Origin of the sequence: Croceicoccus sp. Ery5 (assembly GCF_020985325.1) — a bacterium.
Classification (GTDB): Bacteria; Pseudomonadota; Alphaproteobacteria; order Sphingomonadales; family Sphingomonadaceae; genus Croceicoccus.
In genome coordinates this window covers 1,751,693-1,777,560 of sequence record NZ_CP087587.1, presented here as the reverse complement: position 1 = coordinate 1,777,560, position 25,868 = coordinate 1,751,693, and the positions used below count along the sequence as shown (strand labels likewise).

Genomic DNA, 25,868 nt, shown 5'->3' with positions numbered 1-25,868 from the left:
GCCATACCACCGAACGGACCCGACATGAGCAAGCAAGAGAAATCCGAAACGAGAAAGAAGGGTGGCAGCCGCCTGTTCATCGCCATGGGCGCGGTCGCGCTGCTGGCGGCGGGCGGCGGCGGCGCCTATGCCATGATGCGCGGCGGTTTGATCCCCGCGCATGAGGCAAAGGACAATACCCCGCGCCTGATCCGCAAGGGCGACAGCGACCCCTATCCCGCTGCCGAGGACACGCCCGCCGAAGTCTATGGCGATGGCGGCAGCGAGTATCGCACGGCCTATTACAGCTTTGCCGACAGCTTCACCTCGAACCTCAAGGGTTCGGACGGTCTGGTTCAGCTGAGCCTTGCGGCTTCCACGCGCCGCGACGGGCGGGTGCTGATGTGGATGCAGCAGCACGAACTGGCCATACGCTCATCGATCCTGACTGTTCTGGCCGACACGGGCGAGGATGAGCTGGGCACGATCGCGGGCAAGCAGGCGCTGCGCAAGCGGCTGACGGCAGCCATCAATGACGAACTTGTCGCCCATGAAGGCTTTGGCGGGGTCGATCAGGTCTATTTCCGCAGCTTTATCGTCCAGTGACCGCCATGGACCAAAGCTTCTCCATTGCCGCAGAACGGCTTGCCGCGCAGCATTGTGCGGAACTGACCGCCCCGCGCCGTTCAGCGCCCGATCACGGTGCAGGCCTGTCCCGCTTTGCACGCCGCATGGCGCTGGTCCTTCCCGATCTGCTGGCAGGGTTCGGCGACGATATGCATTTCGCGATCACCGCCATGGACCCGTGTTGCGGAGAGCCTGCACAAATGCTGCAAGGCGATGGTCAGGGTTTCAGCCATGTCGTGCTGGCGACGGGCAAGAGCGGTGACGATTTCGTTTTGTCGATCGAACGGCGCGCCGTGTTGGAAATGCTGGACCGCGCGTTCGGCGGCGACGGCCGCATCGCGGGCGCTCTGCCCGATGTGCTGCCGCTGTCGGGCCAGTCGATCCTGATGCGTCTGGAACGCGGAATTGCCGATGTGCTGGCCGCACTTGCGCCGGCGCACGCCCTCCCCGCGCTGCATATCGGTCGGCGCGAGGACGATATGGCATTGCTGCGCCCCTTTGTGCGCGAGGATGCTGTACACCGCCTTGCCTTGTCGGTCCGCTGCGGCGATTCCGATCCGTGGACGCTGATGATCACCATGCGGGCCACCATGGCCGAATTGCTGGCCGAGGCGAATGCCGACAAGGCCAGACGTGCGGCCATCGCCCCGCATGATGCCCCCTTTGCCGATATTCCGCTGCGCCTGCGGGCGACGCTGATCGACATGCGCCTTCCGCTCAGCCGCCTGGGCGGGCTGAAGCCGGGCGACATGATCCCCGTATCCGTGGCGCGCAGCGTGCCGCTGGCGCTGGGCGATACGATCGTCGCGCATGGCACGGTCGGCGAAATCGACGACCGTGTCGCGCTGCAGATCACCAGCGCCTTTTCCCGTTCCGCATCCTGAAAGGGTTTCCGATGCATTCCGATCCGCTGAATTTCCTGAAAGATGTCGACGTCCGCCTTTCGGTCGAACTGGGCGCGGCGCTGATGCCGCTGCGCGATGTGATGGCCTTGCGCGAAGAAAGCGTCGTGCCTCTCGACCGCCTGACCGACGAGCTGGTCGATATCGCCGTCAATGGCCGCCGCATCGCGCGCGGAGAAGTGGTGGTGCAAGGCAACCGCTTTGCCCTGCGCATTATCGAGATGGAAGGGCACGAGCCTGCCGCCAGCACTGCCGAACCGGTGGAGGCCTGAGCGTCATGTTCGAATATGTGCTGAAACTGGCGATCATGCTGCCTGCCATCGGATTGCTGGCATGGGGCTGCCTGAAGCTGGCGAAAAAAATGCAGGACCGCGTGGGCGCGCCGGTTCAGGGCAAGTCGGCGCGCATCATCGAAACGACGATGCTGTCGCCTTCGCTCAAGCTTGCGGTCATCGAATTTCACGGGCGTGAAATTCTGGTCTCGGCATCCCGCACGGGCCTCACCCGTCTGGCAGAGGCCCCTGCCCGCGCCTCCGCCGAAGGCTTGGACCGTTGAGGCGCGCCGCAATCTGGCTGGCGGCCGGCATGGCCGCCCTGCCCCTTCCCGCATGGGCGCAAGAGGCTGTTCCCGGAGCGCTCGACCGTGCGTTCGGAACGCTGGAGGCAGCCAATGGCGGATCGCTGAGCCTGTCGCTGCAATTGCTGCTGGTGATGGGGCTGCTGACGATCCTGCCCAGCCTGATCCTGATGATGACCAGCTTTACCCGCATCTTGATCGTGCTGGCCATTTTGCGGCAGGCGCTGGGGTTGCAGCAATCGCCGCCCAATCAGGTCCTGATCGGCCTGTCGCTGTTTCTGTCGCTGTTCGTGATGGCGCCCACGCTGGATCAGGTGAACGCCCGCGCCATCGCTCCCTATGCCGCAGACCGCATTCCCGCCGAAACCGCGATCGCCAATGCGGGTGAGGAATTCCATGCCTTTATGCTGCGCCAGACGCGAGAGCGCGATCTGATGATGTTTGCCGACATCGCCAATGCACCCAAGTTCGAAAGCCCCGAAGCGGTGCCGTTCTCGATCCTGCTGCCTGCATTCGTCACCAGCGAGCTGAAAACCGCGTTCCAGATCGGTTTCATGCTGTTCCTGCCGTTTCTGGTTATCGACCTTGTCGTCTCGTCCGTGTTGATGAGCCTTGGCATGATGATGATGAGCCCGATGATCGTCTCGCTGCCGTTCAAGCTGTTGCTGTTCGTGCTGGTCGATGGCTGGGCCATGCTGATGGGCTCGCTTGCCCAAAGCTTTGCCTGAAGGGGAGACGGCGCATGGAAAGCGATGCCCTGCCCCTGCTGGCGCTGGCCGACCGGATGCTGTGGATCACCGCGCTGGTCGCCGCGCCCGTGCTGATCGCCTCGCTGGCGGTGGGCCTGCTGATCGGTTTGATACAGGCGGCCACGTCGGTCAACGAACAGACATTGACCTTCGTGCCCAAGCTGGCCGTAACCGCGCTGGTGCTGGTGTTGCTGGGCGGCGCGATGATGGGGCTGGTGGGCGAATTCGCGACCGAGATCTTCACCGAAATCGCACGGATTTCGCAATGATCCAGACCGATTTCGGACTGGGCGGGATCGAGGCCGAGTTCTGGCGCTGGGTCTTTGTGATGACGCGTATCGGCGCCGCGATGGCCGCCGCCCCGCTGTTCGGCGCCAGCAGCGTGCCCCCGCAGGTCCGCGTCATCGCGGGCGGCGCTGTGGCGATCTTTCTGTGCGCATGGTTCCCCGCCATCCGCGCGCCCGATGAATTGCTGTCGGTCGGCGGCATGGTCATCGTTGCGGGAGAGGTTCTGATCGGGCTTGCCATGGGGTTCATGTTGCAGATCGCCTTTGCCGCGCCCGTCATGGCGGCCGAAGTGATTTCGGGCACGATGGGCATGTCGATGGCCACGGCCGTCGATCCCGGCAGCGGCGCGCAATCGCCCGCGCTGGGGCAATATTTCACCGTGGTCATGACCCTGGTGTTTCTGGCCCTTGGCGCGCATCTGCACTGGATCCGCCTGTTGGTCGAAAGCTATGGGGCGTTTCCGCCGGGTTCGCCGTGGTTTTCCGCCGAGCGTTCGGGAATGCTGCTGGGCTTCGGCTCCACCCTGTTCGTCAGCGCCATCGTGATCGCGCTGCCCGTCACTTTCGTGTTGCTGATGGCGCAAATCGTCACCGGCGTGCTCAGCCGGTCGGCGCCGTCGCTCAACCTGTTCGCGCTTGGCCTGCCGCTGGGCGTTCTGGCGGGTCTGGTGGCGCTGATCGCCAGCCTGCCGGTGTTGCACGAGCAGCTGGCCGATCTGTCGATGAATGCCGTGCTGGCCGCCGAAGGGCTGATCGCACCATGAGCGGGGAGTCATCCGCGGGCGAAAAGACCTTTGCCCCAACCGACAAGCGCAAGCGCGATGCCGCGCAGAACGGCGATGTGCTGCGTTCGCGCGAACTGGCGACGGCCGCCGCCGTACTGGTGGGCGGCGCGTGGCTGATGTGGGCGGGCGGCTGGCTGCTGGAGAACCTGTCGACCGCATTGCGGCTGGGCCTGTCGTGGGATCGCGCCGAATTGCAGCATTTCGATCCCGCGGGCGCGATGACGGCGTTGATGATCGCGCTGCTGCCGCCGGTTTGCGTGCTGGGTCTGGTTGTCGTCGCATCTTCAGTCGTTTCCCAACTCGGCTTTGGCACCGGGGTCTGGGTGGGCAAGAACCTGTCGTTCAAGGGGTCGCGCCTGAATCCGCTGTCAGGGTTGAAGCGCATGTTCGGCCCCAACGGGCTGATCGAAATGGCCAAGGGGCTGGCCAAGGTCGCCCTGCTGATGGCGATCGCGTGGGCTTGGGGCAAAAGCCATTACCGCGGCTTTGCCTCGCTTGGGCGCGGCGAATTGATGCAGCAACTGGGTTTTGCATGGGATGCGCTGATAGCGCTGGTCTTCGCGCTGGGCGCGGGCCTGCTCGCCATCGCCCTGATCGATGTGCCGGTGCAATTGCTGCGCCGAAACAAGCGCCTGATGATGAGCCTTCAGGAAATCCGCGACGAGCACAAGGATGCTGAAGGATCGCCCGAGCAAAAGGGCGCGATCCGCGACCGGCAGCGGAAGCTGGCCGCGGGCGCGCTGGCCCCCGCCATGCGCGAGGCGCAATTCGTGATCGCCAATCCCACCCATTTCTCGGTCGCGCTGTGCTATGACCCGGCCAAGGCGCATGCCCCCGTGCTGCTGGCCAAGGGGCGCGGCGACAAGGCGCTGGCGATGCGCGATCTGGCGGCGGAATATGGCGTGCCCGTGCTGGAATATCCGCTGCTGGCACGCGCCGTCTATTTCACCACGCAGGAACGGCAGGTGATCCGCCACGACCTGTATTCGGCAGTGGCAGCGCTGCTGGCATTCGTATTCGCGCTGAAACGGGGCGAAAGCCCGCGCGCACCGATGGTCGATGTGCCCGTATCGCTGCATTTCGATGCCGATGGCCGCGCATCGGCAAGGCACCCTTAAATTCGCGTCCCCGCAACCGTTTGAGGCAGCATGACCACGACCAGCGCCACATCCGCCACCAGCAGCCTGATCTCCGCGCTTGGCGCGGGCAGCGGGATCGACATGGCGCAGCTCGCCAGCGATCTGGCGGCCGCGCAATATGCGACGCGTATCGACCGGCTGGCAGCCAAATCCGAAACGCTGCAGGCGCAGATATCGGCTGCCTCCGACCTGAAAAGCATGATGCTCAGCCTTGCGACATCACTGGGAGAGCGGGTGCGCGTGGGCGATCTGTCCACCCAGCCCAGCCTCGACAATGCATCGGTGGCCAAGGCCGTTTTGTCGGGCACGCAGCAGCCCAAAGGAACCTATTCGCTGGAAGTGGAACAGCTGGCCCAAGGACAGATGCTGGCCAGCACCGCGTTCGGATCGCGCAGCGATAGTGTCGGCGCAGGCACGATCACCATCCGGTTCGGCACGGTGGACGGGAGCAGTTTTACCGACAGCGCATCGAAGGCGCCGGTCGATATCGCCATATCGCCGGGGATGACCCTTGCCCAGACAGCGCAGGCGATCAACGCTTCGGGCGCGGGAGTAACGGCCTATGTTTCGGACACGGTCGATGGCGCGCGTCTGGTTATCAAGGGGCCGGAAGGGGCCGAAAGCGGCTTTGTCCTCGACGTGACAGAGGATGGGGCCAATCCGGGCCTGTCCGCACTCGCCTGGCAGCCGGGATCGGCGGGCGGCACGCTGCTGCAACAGGGGCAGGATGCGCGCGTCAGGATCGACGGGCTGGTGCAGACTTCGCCCGGCAACACGCTGACCGATGCCATTCCCGGCATCACGCTGACCCTGACGGGTGCGAATGCGGGCGCACCGACGACGGTGCGCTTCGCCGATCCGTCGACCGCTATTACCGAGGCGATGCAGGACCTGACATCCGCACTGAACGAGATTGCCGCCGTGCTGAATGCCGCCACCGATCCGCTGACGGGCGATCTGGCCCGCGACAGCGGCGCGCGGGCATTGCGCCAGTCCTTCTCTGCACTGGCAGGCAAGATCATCATGCCCGGCGCAGCCGAAGGGGGCATACGCAGCCTGTCGGATCTGGGATTGAAAATCACCCGCTATGGCACGTTCGAATTGGATAATACCCGTCTGGCCGCCGCGATGGCACGCGATCCCGAAGGGGTAGCGGCGATGTTCACCACCGGCGTCACCGGTGTTTACGCCACGTTTGATTCGCTATCGCGCAGTGTCAGCGCGGTGGGCAATCCGGGCAGCCTGGCCGGCTCTCTGTCGCGCTATAACGCCGAATTGCTGGAACTGGGCGAGGATCAGGCCGATCTGGCCGAGGATCAGGAAGCCACGCGCGCACGGCTTGCCGCCCGCTTTGCCGTTTCGGACAGCCGGATCACGCGTTACCAGTCCACGCTCAGCTTTCTTGAAAACCAGATCGCAGCATGGAACGCGGATAAGGGCTGATGCTGTCGGGCAGGGTCCATCCGGCAGAAGCGTACAGGCAAGTGGAATTCGATGCCCGCGTCCATGGCGCCAGCCCGCAAGAGCTTGTCTCGATCTGTTTCGAACAGCTGACAGGCGCGCTGGGCACGGCAATCCATGCGCAGGAAACAGGCGATCCGGTGCTGCGCAGCCGTTCGCTCTCACGCGCCGTGTCCAGCCTGCTGGCGCTGGAAATGGGGCTGTCGGGCGACGATCCGGTGGTGATGGCGATGCGCGACCTTTATGGCCGCGCGCGTTCGTCGATCCTGTCCTGCGCAGTTCAATTCGATGCCGACAGGCTGGACCATATCCGGCGCGACTTTATCGATATTCATGCCGCGCTGTCGGGCAGCACTTAACTAAAACCCCCTCCCGACATGGCCGGAAAGGGGGCTCTCGCCTCATAGCAGAACTCTCAGCTTGCGACGTAAATATCGACGTTCACGCGGCGGTCCGGGGCGAAACATTCGCCTGCGGCCACCGGATCGGCCCCTTCGGTCAGAAATGCGGCGCAATCTTCGGGCGTGTCGGCGGCGGGATTGGGGAACTTCTCGCCAGCGCCGAACACCTGTACCGCGCGGCCGTTCCAGTCGATCCCCTCGGCCATGGCCTTTTCCTTCAGATAATCGGCCACCGCCTGCGCGCGTTCCTGCGACAGGGTCAGGTTCAGCGCATCGTCGCCGCGCACATCGGCATGGCCCACGATCCGCGCGCCCGTCACGATCTGCCCCTTCGCCTCGCTGATGATCTTCTCGTCGATTTGCGCCTTGCCTTCGGGCGTCAGCACCGCGCTGTCGGTTTCGAACAGCGCATCGGTGACAAGTTCCGACGTCAGCACGCGAGATCCAGGGGGCGCACCGGCGGAAGCAGGCACAGCCGCCTCTTTCGCGCCGCCAAGGCCCAGCAGAGAGAGCAGGCCGAGCAGGACCGCACCGATCAGCCCCAGCCAGAACGGCAGCAGCGACGGCCGCGCGGCCGCGCTGGCGGTCGCGGTGGTCAGCGCGGCCAGCGGGCCCGCATCGACAATGGGGCCGGCGACCGTGTGATGTTCGCGATAAGTACGCCCCGTCCGTACCGACAGCACGGCAGCCGGCACGCCCAGCGCGGCGGCAAGGCTTGCATTATCGCCCATCAGCAGGCGGCGGGCCTGATCGATCCAGTTGCCGACATTGCCGACGGTTACATCCTCGCCCGCGGCGACAAGCTGGCTGGCCAGCTTCTCCGGCTCGGCATCGGCCAGCAGGGGCACCGAACCGATGCCCAGCGCGCCCAGACGTTCGGCAGTCGGCGCACCGATGCCTTTCACCTCGCTCAGCGCCAGCCGTCCGGCGCGCAAGTCGCCCTTGACCTTCACGAATTCGTTGAGCCAGCCATTGGCCAGCAATCTTGCCTGAAACGGCCAGGTATAGGGCCGCGCGATAGCGAACTCGCTGCCGCCCTTACGCAGGATGTCGGCTATTTCCACCGGGTCCATCGCTGCGATCTGCGCAAAGCGGTGAATACCATTGTCGTGCAGCAGCGCGGCGATCTTGGGTCCAATGCCCTCGATGGCCTCCAGCTGGTCGACGATCGTTTCGCGCTCTTCCTTGATGCTGACGGTCTTGCCCTCGATATCGGCAAGCGTCACCGCACTGGCGCTTTCAGTGTTGGTCCGACCGCCGATCAGCCATGAAATCAACCCGCCGATGGCAATGCCGACGAATATCCAGAACAGAATGGTCAAGATGCCGATACCGAACATGAACCCCTCCATTTGCTTACAGGAATGGAGGCGGCATTATTCGCGGGCGTGGGCCATGCGGCCATAGGGCGAAACCCTGTCCCAGTCGGGCGCTGCCCGCCCCGTGCAAAGGGCAGACCCTGCCCGGCGAGGGCGGTAAACACCCAAGGGTGTGGGAATTGCCCCGACTCGCACTAAACCGCGCGATGTGATGGTTAATGGTCCGGCGCCTGTCCGATAGTGCTGCGCTTCGGACAGCCCGCAGATCATCCGAACGGGGTAGCGCCCTGCTCCCGCTCACCCCGCTCGCCGCAACCGGACCCCGCCCCTCTCTCAACTCTCTCCCACGGCATTTTATGATGTAGCGACGGGCGCTTGCCGGCCATTGCCGACAGGCCCCGGCCAATGATGCGACAAAAGGCGACATAGCCACCCCGCCGCAGAATTCAGCGTCTTTTCAATCCGCTGCGGCAGGGCATCGAATATGGTTAATGCGGTTCCCCCGATGCGCCATTGAAGACCCATGGCTTTTGCGGCTTTTTTCCCTTGGTCGCGGGGGCAAGAAAAGCGGTTACGGGGGCTGTATGAACACCGTGAAGAGCCGGGTCGTGCTGGCCATGCCGGTCTATAACGGCGCGAATTTCGTCGAGCAGGCGATCCTTTCCATCCTCGATCAGGATTATGCGGATTTCCGGCTGATCGTCACCGACAATGCATCGACCGACGATACGGGCGACATCGTGCGCGCACTGGCGAAACAGGACGACCGCATCACCTATGTCCGCAACCGCGAAAACCTTGGTGCATCGCGCAATTACAACCTTGGCTATGATCTGTCCGACAGCAAATATCTGAAATGGTGCGCGCATGACGATTTGCTCAGCGCGAATTACCTGGGCGAATGCGTCGTCGCGCTGGATGCCGACGAGGGGCTGGCGCTGGCATTCGGCCGGACGATCAGCATCGACACCGACGGAAACCGCTTGCCGCCCGTGCCGTGGGATACGCCGGATATCGACAATCCCGATGCAGCGGCGCGGTTTGAACAGATCATCGACCTGTTCGGAAGGATGTGCTTTCCGATCTTTGGCCTGATGCGCCGGTCGGCACTGGCGAAAACCGATCTGCATCCATCCTATTACGGATCGGATCAGGCCCTTCTGGCCGAGCTGGCGCTGCGCGGGCGTTGGAAGCGGATCGAGGATGCGGTGCTTTGGAACCGCGACCATAACCAGCGCTCCCTTGCGATCGAGGACAAGCTGGAACGGGCCATGTGGCAGGGTGGATCGAAGAACCGCATGCTGGCCGCCGAACACATCCAGCTTTTGCGCCATCTTTGGCAGATCGGCGGACAACACGGCGATGTCGCCGCGCCATGGGCCCTGCGCAAGATCGTGCTGAAACGCGCGGTGCAGCCCAAGCAGATGGGCCGCTATGTTCTGGAGGCCACCAGCCTCGTCTCGCCCGCCATGGCGCGGCGCATGCGGGGACTGGTCACCCGGTCACCTGCTCAGGCTGCGGCACAGGCCAAGGCACAGGCGGCGCCGCCGGTCGTGGCGCCGGTGCAGGATACGGCAGCAGTGCCGGCCAAGGGAAGTGTGGGAGCGGCCTGATGAAAGTAGGTATCCTGGCCGGCGGGTTGGGGTCCCGCCTTTCGGAAGAAACCGATATCCGCCCCAAGCCCATGGTCGAGATCGGCGGCATGCCGATCCTGTGGCACATCATGCAAATCTATGCCCATTACGGCCTGTCCGAATTCTGCATCGCGCTGGGCTATAAGGGCGAATATATCAAACGCTGGTTCCGCGATCTGCACGACCAGTCCGGCTCGATCAATGTTTCCACCCGTTCGGGCGCGGTTGCCAGCCATACGCTGCCCTCGATCCCCGACTGGTCGGTCGATCTGATCGAAACCGGCCGCAATGCCGGCACCGGCGGACGCATCCGCCGCCTTGCCCCGTTTCTGGGCGACGAAACCGCGCTGGTCACATGGGGCGACGGCGTGGCCGACATCGATATTGCACGCCTGCTCGATTTCCATCGCTCGCACGGCAGGCTGGCCACGCTGACCGCGGTGCGCCCCCCTGCCCGCTATGGCCATCTGGAACTGGCGGGCGACCGTATCACCAGCTTTACCGAAAAGCCGCAGATCGGCGAAGGCTGGATCAATGGCGCGTTCTTCGTGCTGGAACCCGGCGTGATGGATTACATCGCCAGCGACGAGATGATGTTCGAACAGGACCCGCTCGTCCGGCTGGCGCAGGACGGCCAGCTGATGGCCTATCGCCACGAAGGGTACTGGCAATGCATGGATACCATGCGCGAGAAGCAGATCCTCAACGATGCATGGCACTCGGGCGCGGCCCCGTGGAAGATATGGAAGGACGAAGGCGATGAAAATCTTGGTGACGGGGCATCTGGGGTACATCGGATCGGTCCTCGTCCCAATGTTGTTGCAGCGGGGGCATGATTTAAGCGGCCTCGATTCCGATCTGTTCGGTGCCTGCGATTTCGGCAGCGCACCAGTCGAACTGCCGCAGATCGGCTATGACATCCGCGACTTCACCGCGCGCGACAATGCGGTAGAGGCTTTGCGCGGTTTCGACGCGGTGATCCATCTGGCAGGACTGTCGAACGATCCGCTCGGCGATTACCGGCCCGAACTGACGACCGCGATCAATTGCACCGCCTCGGTCGATCTGGCGGCGCTGGCGAAGCAGGCGGGTGTCCCGCGCTTTCTGTTCGCGTCCTCCTGCTCCAATTACGGCGCGTCGGGGAACGATTATATCGCCGAGGATGCGGCATTTAACCCGGTCACACCCTATGGCGTGTCGAAGGCGACGGTCGAACGCATGGTCGCGCCGATGGCGGACGAGGGATTTTCGCCCACGTTCCTGCGTGCCAGCACAGCCTATGGCCTGTCGCCGCGTGTGCGGTTCGATCTGGTCGTCAATAATCTGACCGCATGGGCCTATACGACCGGAGAGGTCCATTTAAAGAGCGACGGCACCGCATGGCGCCCCATCGTCCATGTGGCCGATATCGCCGCCGCCTATGTCGCCGCGGTCGAAGCCCCGCGCGAGGCCGTGCATAATGTGGCCTTCAACGTCGGCATGACCGAAGAGAATTACCGCATCCGCGACATTGCCGAAATCGTCCATCGCATGGTCCCGGGATCGACATTGGGCTTTGCCGAGGGGGCCGAGGCGGACAAACGCAATTACCGCGTGAACTGCGACCTGATCCGCAAGGCCCTGCCCGAATATCGCCCGCAATGGACATGCAGCAAGGGCGTGGAACAATTGCTGGCGGCCTATGCGGACTACGGCCTGGAACTCGCCGAGTTCGAGGGGGAGCGCTATAACCGGATCGCCCATATGAAGCACCGCGTGGCGCAAGGGACGGCGGATGCCGATTTCCATCCGCTGGCGCAAAAGGTGGCCGCATGAATATCGCAGTGCCCCTTGCGGCGCGGGCAGACAATCTGATCGCCGCATGCCCGTCCTGCGGCAGCGGCGATCTGACGGGCATCTATGCGCAGGACGATGTTCCGGTCAGTTCCTGCCTGTTGTTCGACGATGCCGACGCCGCCTTGCAAGTCGACCGCGGTGACATCAGGTTAAGCCATTGCGCCGGTTGCGGCTTTATCTTCAACGCCGCGATCCGGCAGGGCGCCAGCGAATATTCGGAGCGATACGAGGAAACTCAGGGTTTTTCGCCCACCTTCTCAAGCTTTCACACCGCATTGGCGACCGACCTGATCGAGCGGCACGATCTGCGCGGGCGCGAGGTGCTGGAAATCGGCTGCGGCAAGGGGGAATTCCTGCTGCTGCTGTCGCAACTGGGCGAAAACCGCTGCACCGGCATCGATCCCAGCGCCCATCCCCACCGGATCGAGGGGATCGAGGGGGCCCAGCGGGTCAGACTGATTCCCGAATTCTTCTCGCCCGAACTGGCGCAGCAGCAATTCGACGCGATCGTCTGCAAGATGACGCTGGAGCATATCGTGCCCACGCTCGACTTTCTGCGCGTGGTGCGCGAGGGTATTGTCGAGGGGAGCCGCCCGCTGGTGTTCTTCCAGATCCCCAACGCGCTGCGCATTCTGGCCGATGCCGCCTATGAGGATATTTATTACGAGCATTGCTCGTATTTCACAGCGGGTTCGCTGGTGCGCCTGTTCGAAAAGGCCGGTTTCGCCCCGCTGCGGGTATTGCATCAGTATGACGATCAATATCTGACGATCGAGGCGACGGTGGGCGATGCCCCGCCGCTGGACATGGCGGACGACAGGGCCGAAGTCGCCGCGCTGGCCGCCAGCCTTGCCGGACGGGTGGCGGCAAAGCAGGCCGACTGGGCAGCGCGCATCGCTGACGCGGCGGCGGCAGGGCGAAAAATCGCCATCTGGGGCAGCGGGTCGAAGGCGGTGTCCTTTCTGGCCGCCCTGCCCGATCCGTCGCAAATCGGCGCAGTGATCGATATCAACCCGAACCGGCAGGGCCATGCCATGCCCGGCACGGGGCACGCCATTGTCGGGCCGGACGATCTGGCTGCGATACGCCCCGATCTGGTGATCGTGATGAACGCCGTCTATCGCGATGAAATCGCCCGCGATCTGGCCGGTCTGGGAATCGGGGCGGAAATCGCCGCGCTCTAGGCGGCTAGATTTTCACCAGCCTGCAGGGGCCATAAGCTGGTACCGCTCTATTCGCCCTATGACCATCGCGCAGCGCGGTTTTGCGGCTCGTATCAATGCGCGCTACGCATTTCGGCCAATTCAATTGCAAGGCCGGATGTTCCGGCAGGGAGCAGCGCGGCGTGATCATCGATTCCCAGATCCACCTGTGGGAAGCAGACAATCCGGCGCGGCCATGGCCCGAAGGGGTAAAGCCTGATGTGGCCGAACCGCTGACGGCGGAACGCTTCATCCCGATGATGGACGAGATCGGTGTCGACCGCGCGATCATCGCTCCGCCCGGCGTTTGCGGATTCGATCCCGGCTATGCGCTGGAATGCGCGGCGCGTTTCCCCGACCGGCTTGCCGTCACCTCGCGCTGGACGCTGGACGATCCCGAATGGCGCGCCAGCCTGCCGACATGGATGGACCGGCCCGGCATGGTCGGCATCCGGCTGGGCCTGCTGCCCGCAGCGCGCCACAAATGGCAGGAAAGCGGCGATCTTGGCGATTTCTGGGCCGAATGCGAGCGGCTGGGCATCCCGCTGATGATTTTCGCCCCCCGCGACCTTTCCGCCGTCGAGCAAGCGGCAGAGGCGCATCCCGGCCTGACCCTTGTGGTCGATCACGTCAATCTGGTGATCTCTACCCCCGACACCGTGGCTGATTGCGTGGCTGAACTGAACCTGCTGGCGCGCTTTCCCAATGTGGCGGTCAAGCTCGGCTCGCTGCCTTTGCGATCGGCGGGTGGCTATCCCTATGCCGATCTGCATGCCCCCTTGCAGTCGGTCTATGATGCGTTCGGTGCCGAAAGGCTGATGTGGGCGTCCGACCAGACGACCACCATGGCGCGCGATCGCGGCAGCTATCTCGAAAACCTGATGCTGATGCGCGATGCCTATGCCGCTGTGCCCAAGGGCGATCTCGACATGATTTTGGGCGGAACGGTGGCCCGGCTGTTCCCATGGCGAAGCTGAGGGCAACCCGGGCGACAGGAGGGCAACCCTTTATGACCGACCACTCGCTATCGCGCCGTCAGCTCTGCGCGGCGCTGGCCGCGCTCCCTCTGGCGGGCGCCACCGGTCTGTCGGCGGCGGCCCGCGCCGGTACGAATGTGCCGGACGACAGCTTTGGCTGGGACGATGGGGGCATGGTCGCGGTATCGGGCGGGCGGCTCAACTGGCGGCGCATTGGCCGCGGATCGGGCATGCCGGTCGTTTTGCTGCACAAGCTGGGCGGCTGGATCGCCGACTGGCGCCATATCGCGCCCTTGCTGGCGGCGGAACGCCCGCTGATCGCCATAGACCTGCCCGGCCATGGCGATTCCGCAATGTATGGCCCGCCGCCGTACATCCAGACTGTCCCCGAAAGCGCGGCCATGATCGCATCGGCGCTTCAACAGCTGGGTGTCGATCGCTATGGCTTGCTGGGCAATTCGCTGGGCGGCGTCATCGCGATTGCAATGGCGGCATATTGGCCCGGCACCGTGCACGAGCTGTCACTCGTCAGCGTCAGCCTCGCTTCTGGCATCGGCCGTGCGGAACTGGCTGAAAAAGAGCGGGTGCGCGATCCCGCGGTGTGGACGGAGGACTGGCGCCCGCTCCCGCGAACAGGCGCGGCGACGGCCATGTTCGGCACCATCGATCCCGCCATCGCCGATGAACAGAATCGCAGCCGCGCCAAGGCGGATCGCTGGGTGCGGCCGTCCGAACGCGGTGCCGCCGTGCTGGATATCGCGGGCCATCTGGCACGCACGCAATGTCCCGTGCAGGTGATGATCCCACACGGCGGGTCCTATGCCCGCTTTGCCGATGTGCCGCAGGCTGCACGGCCCGATGCGGAACTGGTGCGGATCGCGGATGCAGGCTCCTTCATGCATCAGGAAGCGCCCGATGTCGTGGCGGCCGAACTGCTTCGGTTCTGGAGATCGATCGGCAACTGATCGCATGGATCAGCGCGCGGCGATCAGCCTTTGCGCGATTTTCAGATGCACCGCGTCGACCATACGCCCGTCGACCACCGCCGCCCCGGCACCGTCCCCCTGTCCGACTGCGGATTGCACCTTTCTGGCCCATTCCAGACGTTCGGGCGACGGGCGAAACCCATCGTGGATGATCGGCACCTGCCGCGGATGGATTGCCAGCATGCCCGCAAATCCGTCGCGTGCCGCATCGTCCGCAATCCGCGCAAGGCCGGTTTCGTCACCGGTATCGGCGAACACCGTTTCGAACACCGGCAGACCCGCCGCCGCCGCCGCAAACAACAGCTGCGATCGCGCCCATGCGAACGCCGGTGTGTAACCGCCATCACCCTCGCGGGCGGTCAGCGCGCCCGTTCCCGCGCATAGATCCTCTATTCCCCAACACAGGGCCAGCGGCCGCACCGCGCCAGCGGCAATCTCATCGGCGGCCAGAATGCCGCGCGGGCTTTCGATCAGCGGGATCAGGCATTGGCCCATGGCACTTCCCCCGATGGCGGATGCGGCTTGCAGGTCCTTTGCATTCTCGGTCTTTGGCAGCATCACGGCATCGGGCCGGTATTGCGCCATCGCCTGCAAGTCGCTTTCGAAACCGGCGTGACCGGCGGAATTGATCCGCACGATGGTCGCGACACCTCTGCGTTCGGGCCCTTCGCGATCGCCCCCTTCCCGATCCGGTCCGGCAAGCCATGCGCAGGTCGCCGCGCGCGCCTCGGCCTTGCGGCCGTCTGCGACGGCGTCTTCCAGATCGATGATGATCGCATCCGCTCCGCTCGCCGCCGCCTTGGCAAAGCGGTCGGGCCGGTCGCCGGGAACGAACAAAAGGCTGCGCCAGCGCGCGGCATCGGGAATGGTCATGTCGGGTCCTTCGGGCAATTCAGCGCGGCGATTAGCCTATCGCCTGCCCTGCCCGCGCATTGGTCGCGCGTTTGATCGGTTGGCGATCAGCGGGCCGTGCCTGCTTGGCGAATGACGCCAGTTCGCATAGGAATTCGGCTTGTGCGCGAGAATGGAGCAGCCATGGTCAAGCCAACCCGCAGACAAGTGCTGGCATCGGGGGGCGTGCTGATGATTGCGGCGACGCTGCTGCCCGCCCGCATGGCTGCACAGGCCGGTGCCGCCGCCGCGCAGCCCGGTGCCTTTGCCCCCAATGCCTTTATCCGCATCGCCCGCGACAGCAAGGTCACCATCGTGATCAAGGCCGTCGAATTCGGACAGGGTTCGGCCACCGGCCTTGCCACGCTGGTCGCCGAAGAGCTGGATGCCAACTGGGACGATGTGGACATCGCCTTCGCGTCGAACAACGACCCGCTTTACAAGAACCTGCTGTTCGGAACGATGGCCGTGGGCGGTTCGACCACGATCAAGAATTCCTATACCCAGATGCGCGAAGCAGGGGCGACCGCGCGTGCCATGCTGGTCGGCGCGGCCGCGGCGCGGTGGGGCGTCGATCCGGCGGACATTACCGTCAGCAAGGGTGTCGTCGCAGCCAAGGGACATAGCGCCCGTTTCGGCGATCTGACCGAAGCGGCGGCACGGATGGCGGCTCCGCAAAGTGTGACCTTGAAGGATCCGGCGCAATTCACGCTGATCGGACGGCATGTCCCCCGTCCGGACAGCGCAGCCAAAAGCAATGGCAGCGCGCGCTTCGCCTGCGACGTGCGGACGGATGACATGGTCTATGCCGTGGTCGCGCATCCGCCGCTGTTCGGGGCACGGCTGGCCGGTTTCGATCCGGCACCTGCCCTTGCCATTGCCGGCGTGCGCAAGGTTCGCGCCATCGACAGCGGGGTCGCCGTATTCGCGGACAACAGCTATGCCGCGCTGCGCGGACGGGCCGCCTTGCAGATCGAATGGGACGAAGCCGCAGCCGAAACCCGTTCGAACGCCGAACTGGAAGCCGAAGCGGCGCAAAAGGCATCCGTTCCCGACACATGGGTCGTCGATGACGGCGAATGGCCCGCCCTGCCCGATGGCAGCAGGGAACTCTCGGCCCGCTTCACCCTTCCCTTCCTTGCGCATGCGCCGATGGAAACGCTTGATTGCGTGGTACAGCGCCGCGACGGCAAGGTCACATTATGGTCGGGCTCGCAGTTCCAGACGCGCGAAACCGAAAGCGTTGCCGCCGAACTGGGCATAGCGCCCGCGAACGCCCGGCTCGACCAATGCTATGCCGGCGGCAGTTTCGGCCGCCGCGCCACGCCCGACGGCAGCTTTGCGAAAGAGGCGGGGCAAGTGGCCGCCGCATGGGGCGGCGACAATCCGGTAAAGTTCTTTTGGACGCGCGAGGATGACATCACCGGCGGTTATTACCGCCCGTTGATGGTGCATGACATTCGCGCCGCGATTACGCCGGATGGCCGGATTGCCGCATGGCATCATGGTGCGGGCGGACTGTCGATCAAATATCGCACGCCCGAACAGGTCGCCGCCAATGATGGCGCGCATGATCCGCTGATGGTCGAGGGGATCGAAAAGCCGTCCTATCGCATCGGCCATCACCGCGTCGGCGCGGGGGTCGTGTATAGCGCCGTGCCGTCGAACTGGTGGCGATCGGTCGGCCATAGCCACAGCGGTTTCGCCATGGAAGTGATGATCGACCGCCTGCTCGCCAGCGCGGGCATCGATGCGGTGGGGGGGCGTTTGCAATTGCTCGACGACCCGCGCGCCAGGGCCGTGATCGAACGCGTGGCCGACATGGCCGGCTGGGGCAATCCGCAGCAGGACGGCCACGCCCTTGGCCTTGCATTCGTTCAGAGCTTTGGCACCTATGTCGCTGAAATCACGCAGGTCCGGCGCGGACAGGATGGCTTGCCCGCGGTCACCAAAGTATGGTGTGCGCTCGATTGCGGGGCGGTGGTCAATCCCGATGTGATCCGCGCCCAGACCGAGGGCGGGATCGGCTTTGCCCTCGGACACGCGCTTTATGGAGAGATCACGCTGGGCAAGGGCGGCCATGTCGATCAGCGCAATTTCGACAGCTATCGCTCGCTCCGCATGTCGGAAATGCCCGATATAGAGGTGGCGATCATCGACAGCACTGCCAGCCCGACCGGTATTGGCGAGCCGCCCGTCCCCCCGCTGGCGCCCGCCGTCGCCAATGGCTGGTGCGCGCTGACCGGCCAGCAAATCGACCGTCTTCCCTTTATTCGCGGGATCGAACAGGCATGAAAATCACCTTCCGCTTGAACGAAAAGCCCGTTTCGGTCGATGCCGATGCCGATATGCCCCTGCTATGGGCGCTGCGCGACTTATTGGGCGCGACCGGTACCAAATATGGCTGCGGCATCGCGCAATGCGGTGCCTGCACCGTGCATGTTGACGGCAAGCCGCGCCGGTCCTGCGTCACGCCGGTCTCCTCAATCGACGGGCGCAATATCGCCACGATCGAAGGCGTGGACGATCCCGTCGCGCAGGCGTTGCAGGCTGCATGGGCAGAGCTGGACGTGCCGCAGTGCGGTTTCTGCCAGTCGGGCCAGATCATGTCCGCCATTGCGCTGCTGCGCGCGGTCCCCCGCCCCGACGATGCGCAGATCGATGCCGCCATGGCGGGCAATATCTGCCGCTGCGCTGCCTATCACCGTATTCGCGGCGGCATCCATCTGGCGGCCGCCAAGCTGGACGGAGAACCCGCATGATCGTCGCTGGCCGAATTTTGCTGGCGGCTTCGGTTGCCGTGGTGGGGATCGCCGCGACCGGAACGGATTCGTCGGGCGATACGGCGGTTCGGTCCCTGCGCGATCCTGCCAGCTTTGCATCCATCGACAGCGAGCAGGCCCGCTCGCAAGCGATCTTCAGCGAAATGGCCAAGGTGTTTCAACACCCGCGCTGTCTGAATTGCCATCCGCGCACCGATACGCCGACGCAGGGCGATGTAATGATCGTGCACAGCCCGCCGGTCGCACGCGGGCCCGACAATCACGGAATGCCTGCCATGGAATGCAGCACCTGTCACGGCGACAGCAATATGCCGCTACCCACGGGCGAAGGCAGCATTCCCGGCGATCCGCACTGGTCGCTGGCTCCGCGCGAAATGGCGTGGGCCGGCCGCAGCGTGCGCCAGATATGCGAACAGGTGAAAGATCCCGCGCGCAATGGCGGCAAGACGCTGGACGAGATCGTGACGCACAATCGCGAAGATCACCTCGTCGGATGGGCATGGCATCCCGGGGCCGATCGCACACCCGCCCCCGGCAGTCAGGACCTGTTCGGCAGGCTGACCGCCGCATGGGTCGCCAGCGGGGCGCATTGCCCCGACTGACGCCCGCGCGGCGCAATGGCCCCTATTCGGGCAGGCTATACACCATCAGCGCATCGCCCAGATCGGTTCCGGCAACGGCATTGCCGCCTGCCGCAATGGCGACATATTGCCGCCCGTCAACCGCATAGCTGGCGGGAACCGACATGCCCGGCGCGGGCAGGCCAGCTTTCCACACCGTGCGCCCCGTCCGCACATCGAACGCGCGGAAACCGGCATCCAGCGTCGCGCCCAGAAACACCAGCCCCCCGCCTGTCACCATCGGCCCGCCAACCGTGGGCGACCCCCAGTTCAGGAAAGCGGGCACCGTAATGCCATAGCGTTTCGACTGGCCCGCGGGCACTTGCCACACGATCTTGCCGCTGCTCATATCGATGGCGCTCAGCGTGCCCCATGGCGGCGGGATGCAGGGAATACCCAGCGGCGAGAGGAAGAACTCCCCGCGCGAGATCAGTTCGCCGCCCGGCAATTCGCGGGTCATGAAATCGCCCGGCGCAAACCCCTCCGGCTTTTTCAGGATGGCCATGGTCGATGCCAGATTGTCGGTCTTGACGATCAGCAGGTTGGTCTGCGGGTCATAGGCCGCCCCGCCCCAGTTGGTCCCGCCCATGGCGCTGGGCAGCAACAGCGATTCCCGCTCGTCCGGCGGGGTGAACATGCCTTCGTAACGCAAGCCGTCGAAACGGCGGCGGCATAGGGCGCGGTCGATCGGGGTCAGGCCGAACAGTTCGTCGCGCGTCACCGAAAGGCGCGTCGGGGATTCGGGCAGCAACGGAAACGGCTGCGTCGGCGCGGCACTTTCGCCCGGAATGGTCGAAGCCGGAACGGGCCGTTCCTCGACCGGGAACACCGGCTTGCCGTTATCGCGGTCAAGTACGAAGATCAGCCCCTGTTTGGTCGCCTGGATGACCACGTCGCGCGGTGCGCCATCCTTTTCGATGGTGACCAGCATCGGCTGAACCGCCAGATCGTAATCGAACAGATCGTGATGGACGATCTGGTAATGCCAGGCGACCTCGCCCGTCGCGACCCTGACGGCGACGACGGCATTGGCATAGGGAATGTCGAATTTTCGCGTCGCCCCGTAATAATCGGGTGACGGGCTGGTTGTCGCCAGAAAGACAAGGCCGCGTGCCGGATCGCCCGACAAAAGGGTCCAGATATTGGCCGCGCCGGTATCGTGGCGGTGGGCTTCGGGAATGGGATTGAATTCCCACATCATTTTCCCGCTGCGCGCATCGAAGCCGCGCACGATGCCGTCGGTCGCGTCCTGGAGCGAATCCCGCGAACCGGCTGCCGCCACGACCACATCGCCAATCACGATAGGCGGGCTGCTGGCCGAGACGGGGCTTTCGCCCATCGGATCGAAATCGGCATGGGTAACGAAACCGGCATGGCCGTTTCCGGCGCCGAAACCGGCGCAGGGTGCCCCTGTGGCGGCATCGAGCGCGATGATCGACTGGTCTCCCGCCGAGCGGAAGATACGCTGGCGGCACAGGCTGTCGGGTGCGGCGGCTTCATCGCGCCAGAATGCGACGCCGCGGCAATGCTTGGGCGCCAGTTCGTAATCGAACATCACCTGCCCGTTCGCGTCCGGCTGACGCGGATCGAACGCCCAGCGATCTTCCCCCGTCGCCGCATTCAGCGCGATTACGCGGTCATAGGCGGTGCAGTAGTACAAGGTTCCGTCGACGACGAGCGGGATCGCTTCGAACGAACCGGCAAGCGAGGCCGAGGCCGGATCGAAATCGCCCGAATGATGCTCCCACGCCAGTTCGAGCCCGCCGATATTGGCGGGCGTAATCTGGTCGAGCGCGCTCCACTGGCTGCCGCCGGGATCGCCGCCCGTTCCCGACCAGTCCGCCGCATTGCCCGTGACCCGCGCCAGCGTTGCGCCGCGGCCCGCATAATCGCTTTCCGCACTGGCATAGCGCGGCTCGGGAATGTCGAGTGTCGCCAGCGACCAGATGGCGAATGCCGCAATCAGCAACAGCGGAATGCCGATGATCCATTTTTTGCGCGAACCGCCCGTTGAAGCCATGAACCCGTCATCCCGTTGTTGATGCCCCGCAATCGGCGCGCGGCTTCGGCAGATTAGTGATAACCCGCCCCGCCCGCGAACATAGACCGGCCCACGGATTGTTCGGCAAGCGGTCATTGGCCAGAATGGCCGCGCGTTGCAGGCGAACCTGACCGCTATTCGGCGGGCAACGTACTGGATCGAAAGGCAGGGATGAGCCGTTTTCTGACCGCGACTGTCGTAGGCCTGCTGCTTGCCGGCACACTGGCGCTGGGCGCGATGGCGGCGGATGACTGGCCGTTCTGGCAACGCTGGTTCGCCCGGGTTCCGGCAATAACCGGCTTTGGCGGCAATGCGAACGCCATTCCGGACCTTCGCAGCGATTTCGGCGGCGAAGCAGCGCCTCTTACCCGTCGCCAGCCCGAGCCACGGCTTGTCGCTCCGCTACGACAGGCCGATGCATGGATGGCCGACCGGAACAGCGATGCCTTTCTGGTGTGGCACGATGGCGCGCTGGTATTCGAACATTACTACCGCGGGGATGCCGCGACGCAGCGGCCCGCGGGCGCGATGGCGAAATCGCTGGTGGCGATCATGGTCGGCCGCGCAATCCGCGAAGGCGCAATTGCCGGACTGGACGCCCCCGTCGCCGATGCGCTGCCCGAATGGCGGAACGACGAACGCAATCGCATACGCTGGCGCGATCTGCTGGCGATGCATGCGGGGCTGGCATGGTACCGGCAGGAGACTTCTCCGTTCAGCGATTTTCAGCGGATCATCATCGGGTCCGATTACCAGCCCCGCGCGCTGGCCCTGCCCGCCGTGGCTCCGCCGGGGGAAGTGTTCGATTATTCGGCGTGGACATATGACATTGCCGGTCTGGCGCTGGCGCGCGCCGGCAACGCGCCATACGAGGATCTGGTCGACCGCTGGCTGACGCCGCCACTGGGACTGGGGCCGATGCGCATCTATGTCGACCGCGACGGCGGCAATGTGCATGCCAATTGCTGCCTGTATGGCCGCGCCGACGACTGGGTCCGGCTGGGCGCGCTGATCGCTGACGAATGGGTTGCCCCGCGCCTGCTGCCCGACGGTTTCGTCGCGGAAATGCGCAAGCCCGGTCCGGACCGGGCCAATTACGGCCTCGGCATATGGCTCGGCAGTCCGTATGAAGCGCGCCGGCCGATCGCGTCGACACGCAACCCCTATCCCACGCCCGTCAAAAGCGTGATCGAGCAATCGGAACCCTTCGCAGCGGACGATGTCATGATCTTTGAAGGCGTGGGCCAGACCAAGACATGGATCATACCGTCGCGCCGCCTTGTAATCGTGCGTTTCGGCTCTGCGCCCCAAGATTGGGACGATGCCATGGTGCCGAACCTTTTGATCAGGGCCTTGCAATGAAACGATTGATCCCCCTTGCCGCCCTCTCGTCCATCGCGGCCTGCGCACCATCGCATTTGTCGGGTGCAGAGGAGGAAGCTGCCCTCCTTGCCGAGCGTCGCATCTGGTGGGCAAACCCGCACCATGCGCTGGAGGTGGAGACGATGCGCCCGCTGGAGACAGTTAAGGGCGCTGCTTCCGAACCGCTGCCAGCGGGCGATCCGGCGCTGGCAAAGCCGTTGCGCGAGGCGGGACTTGGCGCATTGGGCGATGCGGGGGCTGCCGCTTTACTGGTCTGGCACGACGGCGCGTTGCAACTGGAATATTATGGCGAGGGCTATGGCCCCGACATGCTTTCGGCACCGGCCTCGATGCCCAAACCCGTGCTGGCGCTGGCCATCGGCGCTGCCGTCGACCAAGGGCTGTTATCGCTGGACGAGCCGGTTTCGCTTCACATCACCGAATGGCGGAACGATCCGCGCGGCAAGATCACACTGCGGCAATTGCTGCAAATGCGGTCGGGCCTGCAGAAATATGGCGCGACCAGCACTGGCGGCGCGGCCGAACAGCTGATGCTGGGCACCAGGCTGGAAGACCTGCTGCTCGAAACGCCGCTGACGGGCACGCCGGGCGCGCGTTTCGACTATAATAATATCGATAATGCAACCGCCATGCTGGTGCTGCAACGGGCCATCGGCACGCATTATGCGGCGTTTCTGTCGCGGAATATCTGGCAAAAAATCGGCGCGCGCGATGCCCATGTTTGGCTCGACCGGCCGGGCGGCATGCCGCGCACGTTCTGCTGCCTGCTTGCCACTCCGCGCGACTGGGTTCGCGTTGGATTGCTGATCCGCGACATGGGCGCATGGCAGGGACAGCAAATCGTGTCGCGCGGGTATATGGAACAGATGATTGCCCCCTCGCCCACTAATCCGTCCTATGCGTTCCAGCTTTGGCGGGGCACCGACGCGCGCTCGCGCAGCTATGGTAGCGGCACCGCGCCCGCGCTGCAGGTGGGCGAGCCCTATGCGGTCGATGACCTGCTGATCCTTGACGGAGCGATCGGGCAGCGCGTCTATATTTCGGCAAAGCTGGGTCTGGTGATCGTGCGGATCGGCGAGATGGCGCCCGACTGGCGTGACAGCGCGCTTCCCAATGCCATTATCGCGGCGCTGGGCGCAGACGCGGCGGACTGATCGCGATACGATCAATCATGCGGCGCGACTGTCGCAAGCCTGCCCAGAAGCGCCAAGGCCATTTGCATGAACAACGAAACGCACGATTGGTCCGACTGGATCGGAAGAACGCAGGAAGAGCGCGATTTGCTTTCCGCGTCCGATGTCGGGCAGCTGGCGGGCGCTTTGTTCGGGCGGGAATGGACTGCCGATAGCGGCTTCGCGCCGCCGCTGGCGCATTGGATGTGCTTTCGCCCTGCATGGATGCGCGATGCCACGGGCACCGACGGCCATCCGGCGCGCGGCGGTTTTCTTCCCCCGGTGCCCCTGCCGCGCCGCATGTGGGCGGGCGGCGCACTGGAATGGCACCGCCCGGTGCCGGTCGATGTGCCGCTGCGACGCATTTCGACCGTCGCTTCGGTCACCGCCAAACAAGGTGCAAGCGGCGCGCTGGTTTTCGTAAGCGTCGACCATGCGATCAGCGACCCCGACGGCCCTGTCGTGAACGAGCGGCAGGACATCGTCTATCGCGCCGATCCCGCCGCGGGAACGCCCGCGCGCGATGCCGGAAGGCCTGCGCCCGATCTGCCGGCCACAGCCGGATTGCGGCCCGATCCGGTCATGCTGTTCCGCTTTTCCGCACTGACGGGCAACAGCCATCGCATCCATTATGACGCGGCCTATGCCCGCGAGGAAGAGCATTATCCCGCGCTGGTCGTGCATGGCCCGCTGACCGCGATGGCGCTGCTCGACCATGCGACCCGCGTGGCGGGCCGCCATCCGGCGCACTTCCGTTTTCGCGGCACACGGCCGCTTTTTCTGGGCGATACGATCACGCTGGGCTGCGGCCTGCCCGATGGCGATAGAACGGTCACGCTGGCCGCATCCGACCAGACGGGCGCGCTGTGCATGCAGGCCGACGCCCGCTTTACCCCTGGACAGGACTGATATCATGCGCGCGCTTCCCGACGATCCTTATACCGAGATCCGCGATGCCGTCGCTGCGCTTTGCGCCGGTTTTCCGGCCGAGTATTTCCGCAAGGTAGACGAGGAAAAGGGCTATCCCGACGCTTTCGTTGATGCACTGGCACGCGATGGCTGGCTCGCCGCGCTGATCCCCGAGGAATATGGCGGTTCGGGCCTTGGCCTTGCCGAAGCCTCTGTCATCATGGAGGAAATCAATCGCAACGGCGGCAATGCCGGCGCCTGCCATGGCCAGATGTACAATATGGGCACGCTGCTGCGCCACGGTTCGAAAGAGCAGAAAGACCTTTACCTGCCCCGTATCGCCAGTGGCGAATTGCGGCTGCAATCGATGGGCGTGACCGAACCGGGTACCGGCACCGACACGACCCAGCTGAAAACGACTGCCGTTCGCAAGGGCGACCGCTATGTGGTGAACGGCCAGAAGGTGTGGATCAGCCGCGTGCTGCACACCGATCTGATGATCCTGCTGGCGCGCACCACCCCGCGCGACCAGTGCAAGCGCAAGGCCGACGGGCTGTCGATTTTCATCGTCGACGTGAAGGAGGCGATGGCCAACGGGATGACGGTGAAGCCTATTCCCAACATGGTCAATCACGAGACCAACGAGCTGTTTTTCGAGGATCTGGAAATCCCCGCCGAGAACATGATCGGCGAGGAAGGCAAGGGTTTCCGCTATATCCTCGACGGGCTGAACGCCGAGCGAACGCTGATCGCCGCCGAATGTATCGGCGACGGTTACTGGTTCGTCGACAAGGCCGCCGCCTATGCAGGCGAGCGCGAAGTCTTCCAGCGCCCCATCGGCCAGAACCAGGGCGTGCAGTTCCCGATTTCGGAAAGCTATATCGAAATTCGCGCGGCCGATCTGATGCGTTACCGCGCATGCGAATTGTTCGACGCGCACCAGCCCTGCGGAGCCGAAGCCAATATGGCGAAATATCTTGCGGCCAAGGCATCGTGGGAAGCGGCCAATGCCTGCCTGCAGACCTTTGGCGGCTTTGGATTTGCCTGCGAATATGATGTCGAGCGCAAGTTCCGCGAAACGCGCCTGTATCAGGTCGCGCCGATCAGCACCAATCTGATCCTGTCCTTCGTGGGCGAACACGTGCTGGGCATGCCGCGCTCTTTCTGAGCGCGCGGCATGGCAGGCACTTTATCGGTCTAATGCCTGG

26 protein-coding genes are annotated in these 25,868 nt (G+C 64.5%); 23 read left to right on the top strand and 3 right to left on the bottom strand.

All coding sequences use genetic code 11. From position 1 onward, the window contains the following. Window positions 1-24 precede the first annotated feature (24 nt). The 10 genes from LOZ74_RS08230 to fliS are packed head-to-tail and all read left to right on the top strand — an operon-like array spanning window position 25 to window position 6,865. Window positions 25-585 (top strand): flagellar basal body-associated FliL family protein, encoded by a 561-nt coding sequence (locus tag LOZ74_RS08230; RefSeq protein WP_230293652.1) that lies wholly within the window; start codon window positions 25-27, stop codon window positions 583-585. Between the two features lie 5 nt (window positions 586-590). Continuing rightward, entirely contained in the window at window positions 591-1,490 is a 900-nt protein-coding gene (locus LOZ74_RS08225; RefSeq protein WP_230293847.1) for a flagellar motor switch protein FliM, read from the top strand. A gap of 11 nt (window positions 1,491-1,501) precedes the next feature. Continuing rightward, window positions 1,502-1,780, top strand: coding sequence for a flagellar motor switch protein FliN (fliN, locus tag LOZ74_RS08220; RefSeq protein WP_230281160.1), 279 nt, complete (start codon window positions 1,502-1,504; stop codon window positions 1,778-1,780). Between the two features lie 5 nt (window positions 1,781-1,785). Next, window positions 1,786-2,064 (top strand): flagellar biosynthetic protein FliO, encoded by a 279-nt coding sequence (locus LOZ74_RS08215; protein ID WP_230293651.1) that lies wholly within the window; start codon window positions 1,786-1,788, stop codon window positions 2,062-2,064. Window positions 2,065-2,093: 29 nt separating this feature from the next. Then, complete coding sequence (fliP, locus tag LOZ74_RS08210; RefSeq protein WP_230293846.1) at window positions 2,094-2,813, top strand: flagellar type III secretion system pore protein FliP; 720 nt, start codon at window positions 2,094-2,096, stop codon at window positions 2,811-2,813. A gap of 14 nt (window positions 2,814-2,827) precedes the next feature. Then, window positions 2,828-3,103: a flagellar biosynthetic protein FliQ gene (locus LOZ74_RS08205; RefSeq protein ID WP_230281162.1), complete on the top strand. Its 276-nt coding sequence runs from the start codon at window positions 2,828-2,830 to the stop codon at window positions 3,101-3,103. Further along, the gene (gene fliR / locus LOZ74_RS08200; protein ID WP_230293650.1) at window positions 3,100-3,885 is read left to right on the top strand and encodes a flagellar biosynthetic protein FliR; all 786 of its coding nucleotides are present in this window, start codon (window positions 3,100-3,102) and stop codon (window positions 3,883-3,885) included. The genes LOZ74_RS08205 and fliR overlap by 4 nt, the downstream gene beginning before the upstream one ends. Continuing rightward, a complete protein-coding gene (locus tag LOZ74_RS08195) occupies window positions 3,882-5,024 on the top strand; it encodes a flagellar biosynthesis protein FlhB (protein WP_230293649.1) in 1,143 nt (380 codons plus the stop codon). Before fliR ends, LOZ74_RS08195 begins: the two co-directional genes overlap by 4 nt. 30 nt (window positions 5,025-5,054) lie before the next feature. Beyond that, window positions 5,055-6,488, top strand: coding sequence for a flagellar filament capping protein FliD (gene fliD, locus LOZ74_RS08190; RefSeq protein WP_230293648.1), 1,434 nt, complete (start codon window positions 5,055-5,057; stop codon window positions 6,486-6,488). Beyond that, a complete protein-coding gene (gene fliS, locus LOZ74_RS08185) occupies window positions 6,488-6,865 on the top strand; it encodes a flagellar export chaperone FliS (protein ID WP_230293647.1) in 378 nt (125 codons plus the stop codon). The genes fliD and fliS overlap by 1 nt, the downstream gene beginning before the upstream one ends. A gap of 56 nt (window positions 6,866-6,921) precedes the next feature. Here the strand turns inward: fliS and LOZ74_RS08180 are convergent, their stop codons facing one another. Next, entirely contained in the window at window positions 6,922-8,247 is a 1,326-nt protein-coding gene (locus LOZ74_RS08180; RefSeq protein ID WP_230293646.1) for an OmpA family protein, read from the bottom strand. A 563-nt stretch (window positions 8,248-8,810) separates the two neighbouring features. Here LOZ74_RS08180 and LOZ74_RS08175 point away from each other — a divergent pair. From LOZ74_RS08175 to LOZ74_RS08150, 6 genes are all read left to right on the top strand, one after another. Further along, complete coding sequence (locus LOZ74_RS08175) at window positions 8,811-9,839, top strand: glycosyltransferase family 2 protein (RefSeq protein WP_230293645.1); 1,029 nt, start codon at window positions 8,811-8,813, stop codon at window positions 9,837-9,839. Next, the gene (gene rfbF, locus LOZ74_RS08170) at window positions 9,839-10,696 is read left to right on the top strand and encodes a glucose-1-phosphate cytidylyltransferase (RefSeq protein WP_230293644.1); all 858 of its coding nucleotides are present in this window, start codon (window positions 9,839-9,841) and stop codon (window positions 10,694-10,696) included. The genes LOZ74_RS08175 and rfbF overlap by 1 nt, the downstream gene beginning before the upstream one ends. Continuing rightward, a complete protein-coding gene (locus LOZ74_RS08165) occupies window positions 10,620-11,675 on the top strand; it encodes an NAD(P)-dependent oxidoreductase (RefSeq protein ID WP_230293643.1) in 1,056 nt (351 codons plus the stop codon). The genes rfbF and LOZ74_RS08165 overlap by 77 nt, the downstream gene beginning before the upstream one ends. Continuing rightward, window positions 11,672-12,880: a class I SAM-dependent methyltransferase gene (locus LOZ74_RS08160; protein ID WP_230293642.1), complete on the top strand. Its 1,209-nt coding sequence runs from the start codon at window positions 11,672-11,674 to the stop codon at window positions 12,878-12,880. The genes LOZ74_RS08165 and LOZ74_RS08160 overlap by 4 nt, the downstream gene beginning before the upstream one ends. A gap of 161 nt (window positions 12,881-13,041) precedes the next feature. Continuing rightward, window positions 13,042-13,875 carry an amidohydrolase gene (locus LOZ74_RS08155; RefSeq protein ID WP_230293641.1) on the top strand — a complete coding sequence of 278 codons (834 nt, stop codon included), beginning with the start codon at window positions 13,042-13,044 and terminating at the stop codon, window positions 13,873-13,875. A 32-nt stretch (window positions 13,876-13,907) separates the two neighbouring features. Then, window positions 13,908-14,840 (top strand): alpha/beta fold hydrolase, encoded by a 933-nt coding sequence (locus tag LOZ74_RS08150; RefSeq protein WP_230293640.1) that lies wholly within the window; start codon window positions 13,908-13,910, stop codon window positions 14,838-14,840. Between the two features lie 9 nt (window positions 14,841-14,849). On the opposite strand, the gene LOZ74_RS08145 is transcribed toward LOZ74_RS08150, so the two are convergent. Further along, on the bottom strand, window positions 14,850-15,734 hold the full coding sequence (locus LOZ74_RS08145; RefSeq protein WP_230293639.1) for a CoA ester lyase: 885 nt from the start codon (window positions 15,732-15,734) through the stop codon (window positions 14,850-14,852). A gap of 162 nt (window positions 15,735-15,896) precedes the next feature. Here LOZ74_RS08145 and LOZ74_RS08140 point away from each other — a divergent pair, with 162 nt between their 5' ends. The 3 genes from LOZ74_RS08140 to LOZ74_RS08130 are packed head-to-tail and all read left to right on the top strand — an operon-like array spanning window position 15,897 to window position 19,137. After that, window positions 15,897-18,047, top strand: a complete 2,151-nt coding sequence (locus LOZ74_RS08140; protein WP_230293638.1) for a xanthine dehydrogenase family protein molybdopterin-binding subunit — start codon at window positions 15,897-15,899, stop codon at window positions 18,045-18,047. Beyond that, window positions 18,044-18,514 (top strand): (2Fe-2S)-binding protein, encoded by a 471-nt coding sequence (locus LOZ74_RS08135; RefSeq protein ID WP_230293637.1) that lies wholly within the window; start codon window positions 18,044-18,046, stop codon window positions 18,512-18,514. The genes LOZ74_RS08140 and LOZ74_RS08135 overlap by 4 nt, the downstream gene beginning before the upstream one ends. Then, on the top strand, window positions 18,511-19,137 hold the full coding sequence (locus LOZ74_RS08130) for an Isoquinoline 1-oxidoreductase subunit (protein WP_230293636.1): 627 nt from the start codon (window positions 18,511-18,513) through the stop codon (window positions 19,135-19,137). Before LOZ74_RS08135 ends, LOZ74_RS08130 begins: the two co-directional genes overlap by 4 nt. Before the next feature lie 22 nt (window positions 19,138-19,159). Here the strand turns inward: LOZ74_RS08130 and LOZ74_RS08125 are convergent, their stop codons facing one another. Then, complete coding sequence (locus LOZ74_RS08125; RefSeq protein ID WP_230293635.1) at window positions 19,160-21,175, bottom strand: pyrroloquinoline quinone-dependent dehydrogenase; 2,016 nt, start codon at window positions 21,173-21,175, stop codon at window positions 19,160-19,162. 192 nt (window positions 21,176-21,367) lie between these two features. Between LOZ74_RS08125 and LOZ74_RS08120 the strand changes: the two genes are divergently transcribed. The 4 genes from LOZ74_RS08120 to LOZ74_RS08105 all read left to right on the top strand — a co-directional run bounded on the left by LOZ74_RS08120 (window position 21,368) and on the right by LOZ74_RS08105 (window position 25,828). After that, entirely contained in the window at window positions 21,368-22,558 is a 1,191-nt protein-coding gene (locus tag LOZ74_RS08120) for a serine hydrolase (RefSeq protein WP_230293634.1), read from the top strand. Then, complete coding sequence (locus LOZ74_RS08115; protein WP_230293633.1) at window positions 22,555-23,733, top strand: serine hydrolase; 1,179 nt, start codon at window positions 22,555-22,557, stop codon at window positions 23,731-23,733. The genes LOZ74_RS08120 and LOZ74_RS08115 overlap by 4 nt, the downstream gene beginning before the upstream one ends. Before the next feature lie 66 nt (window positions 23,734-23,799). Beyond that, complete coding sequence (locus LOZ74_RS08110; protein WP_230293632.1) at window positions 23,800-24,660, top strand: MaoC family dehydratase N-terminal domain-containing protein; 861 nt, start codon at window positions 23,800-23,802, stop codon at window positions 24,658-24,660. Window positions 24,661-24,664: 4 nt separating this feature from the next. After that, the gene (locus tag LOZ74_RS08105; RefSeq protein WP_230293631.1) at window positions 24,665-25,828 is read left to right on the top strand and encodes an acyl-CoA dehydrogenase family protein; all 1,164 of its coding nucleotides are present in this window, start codon (window positions 24,665-24,667) and stop codon (window positions 25,826-25,828) included. The last annotated feature ends 40 nt before the right edge of the window (window positions 25,829-25,868 follow it).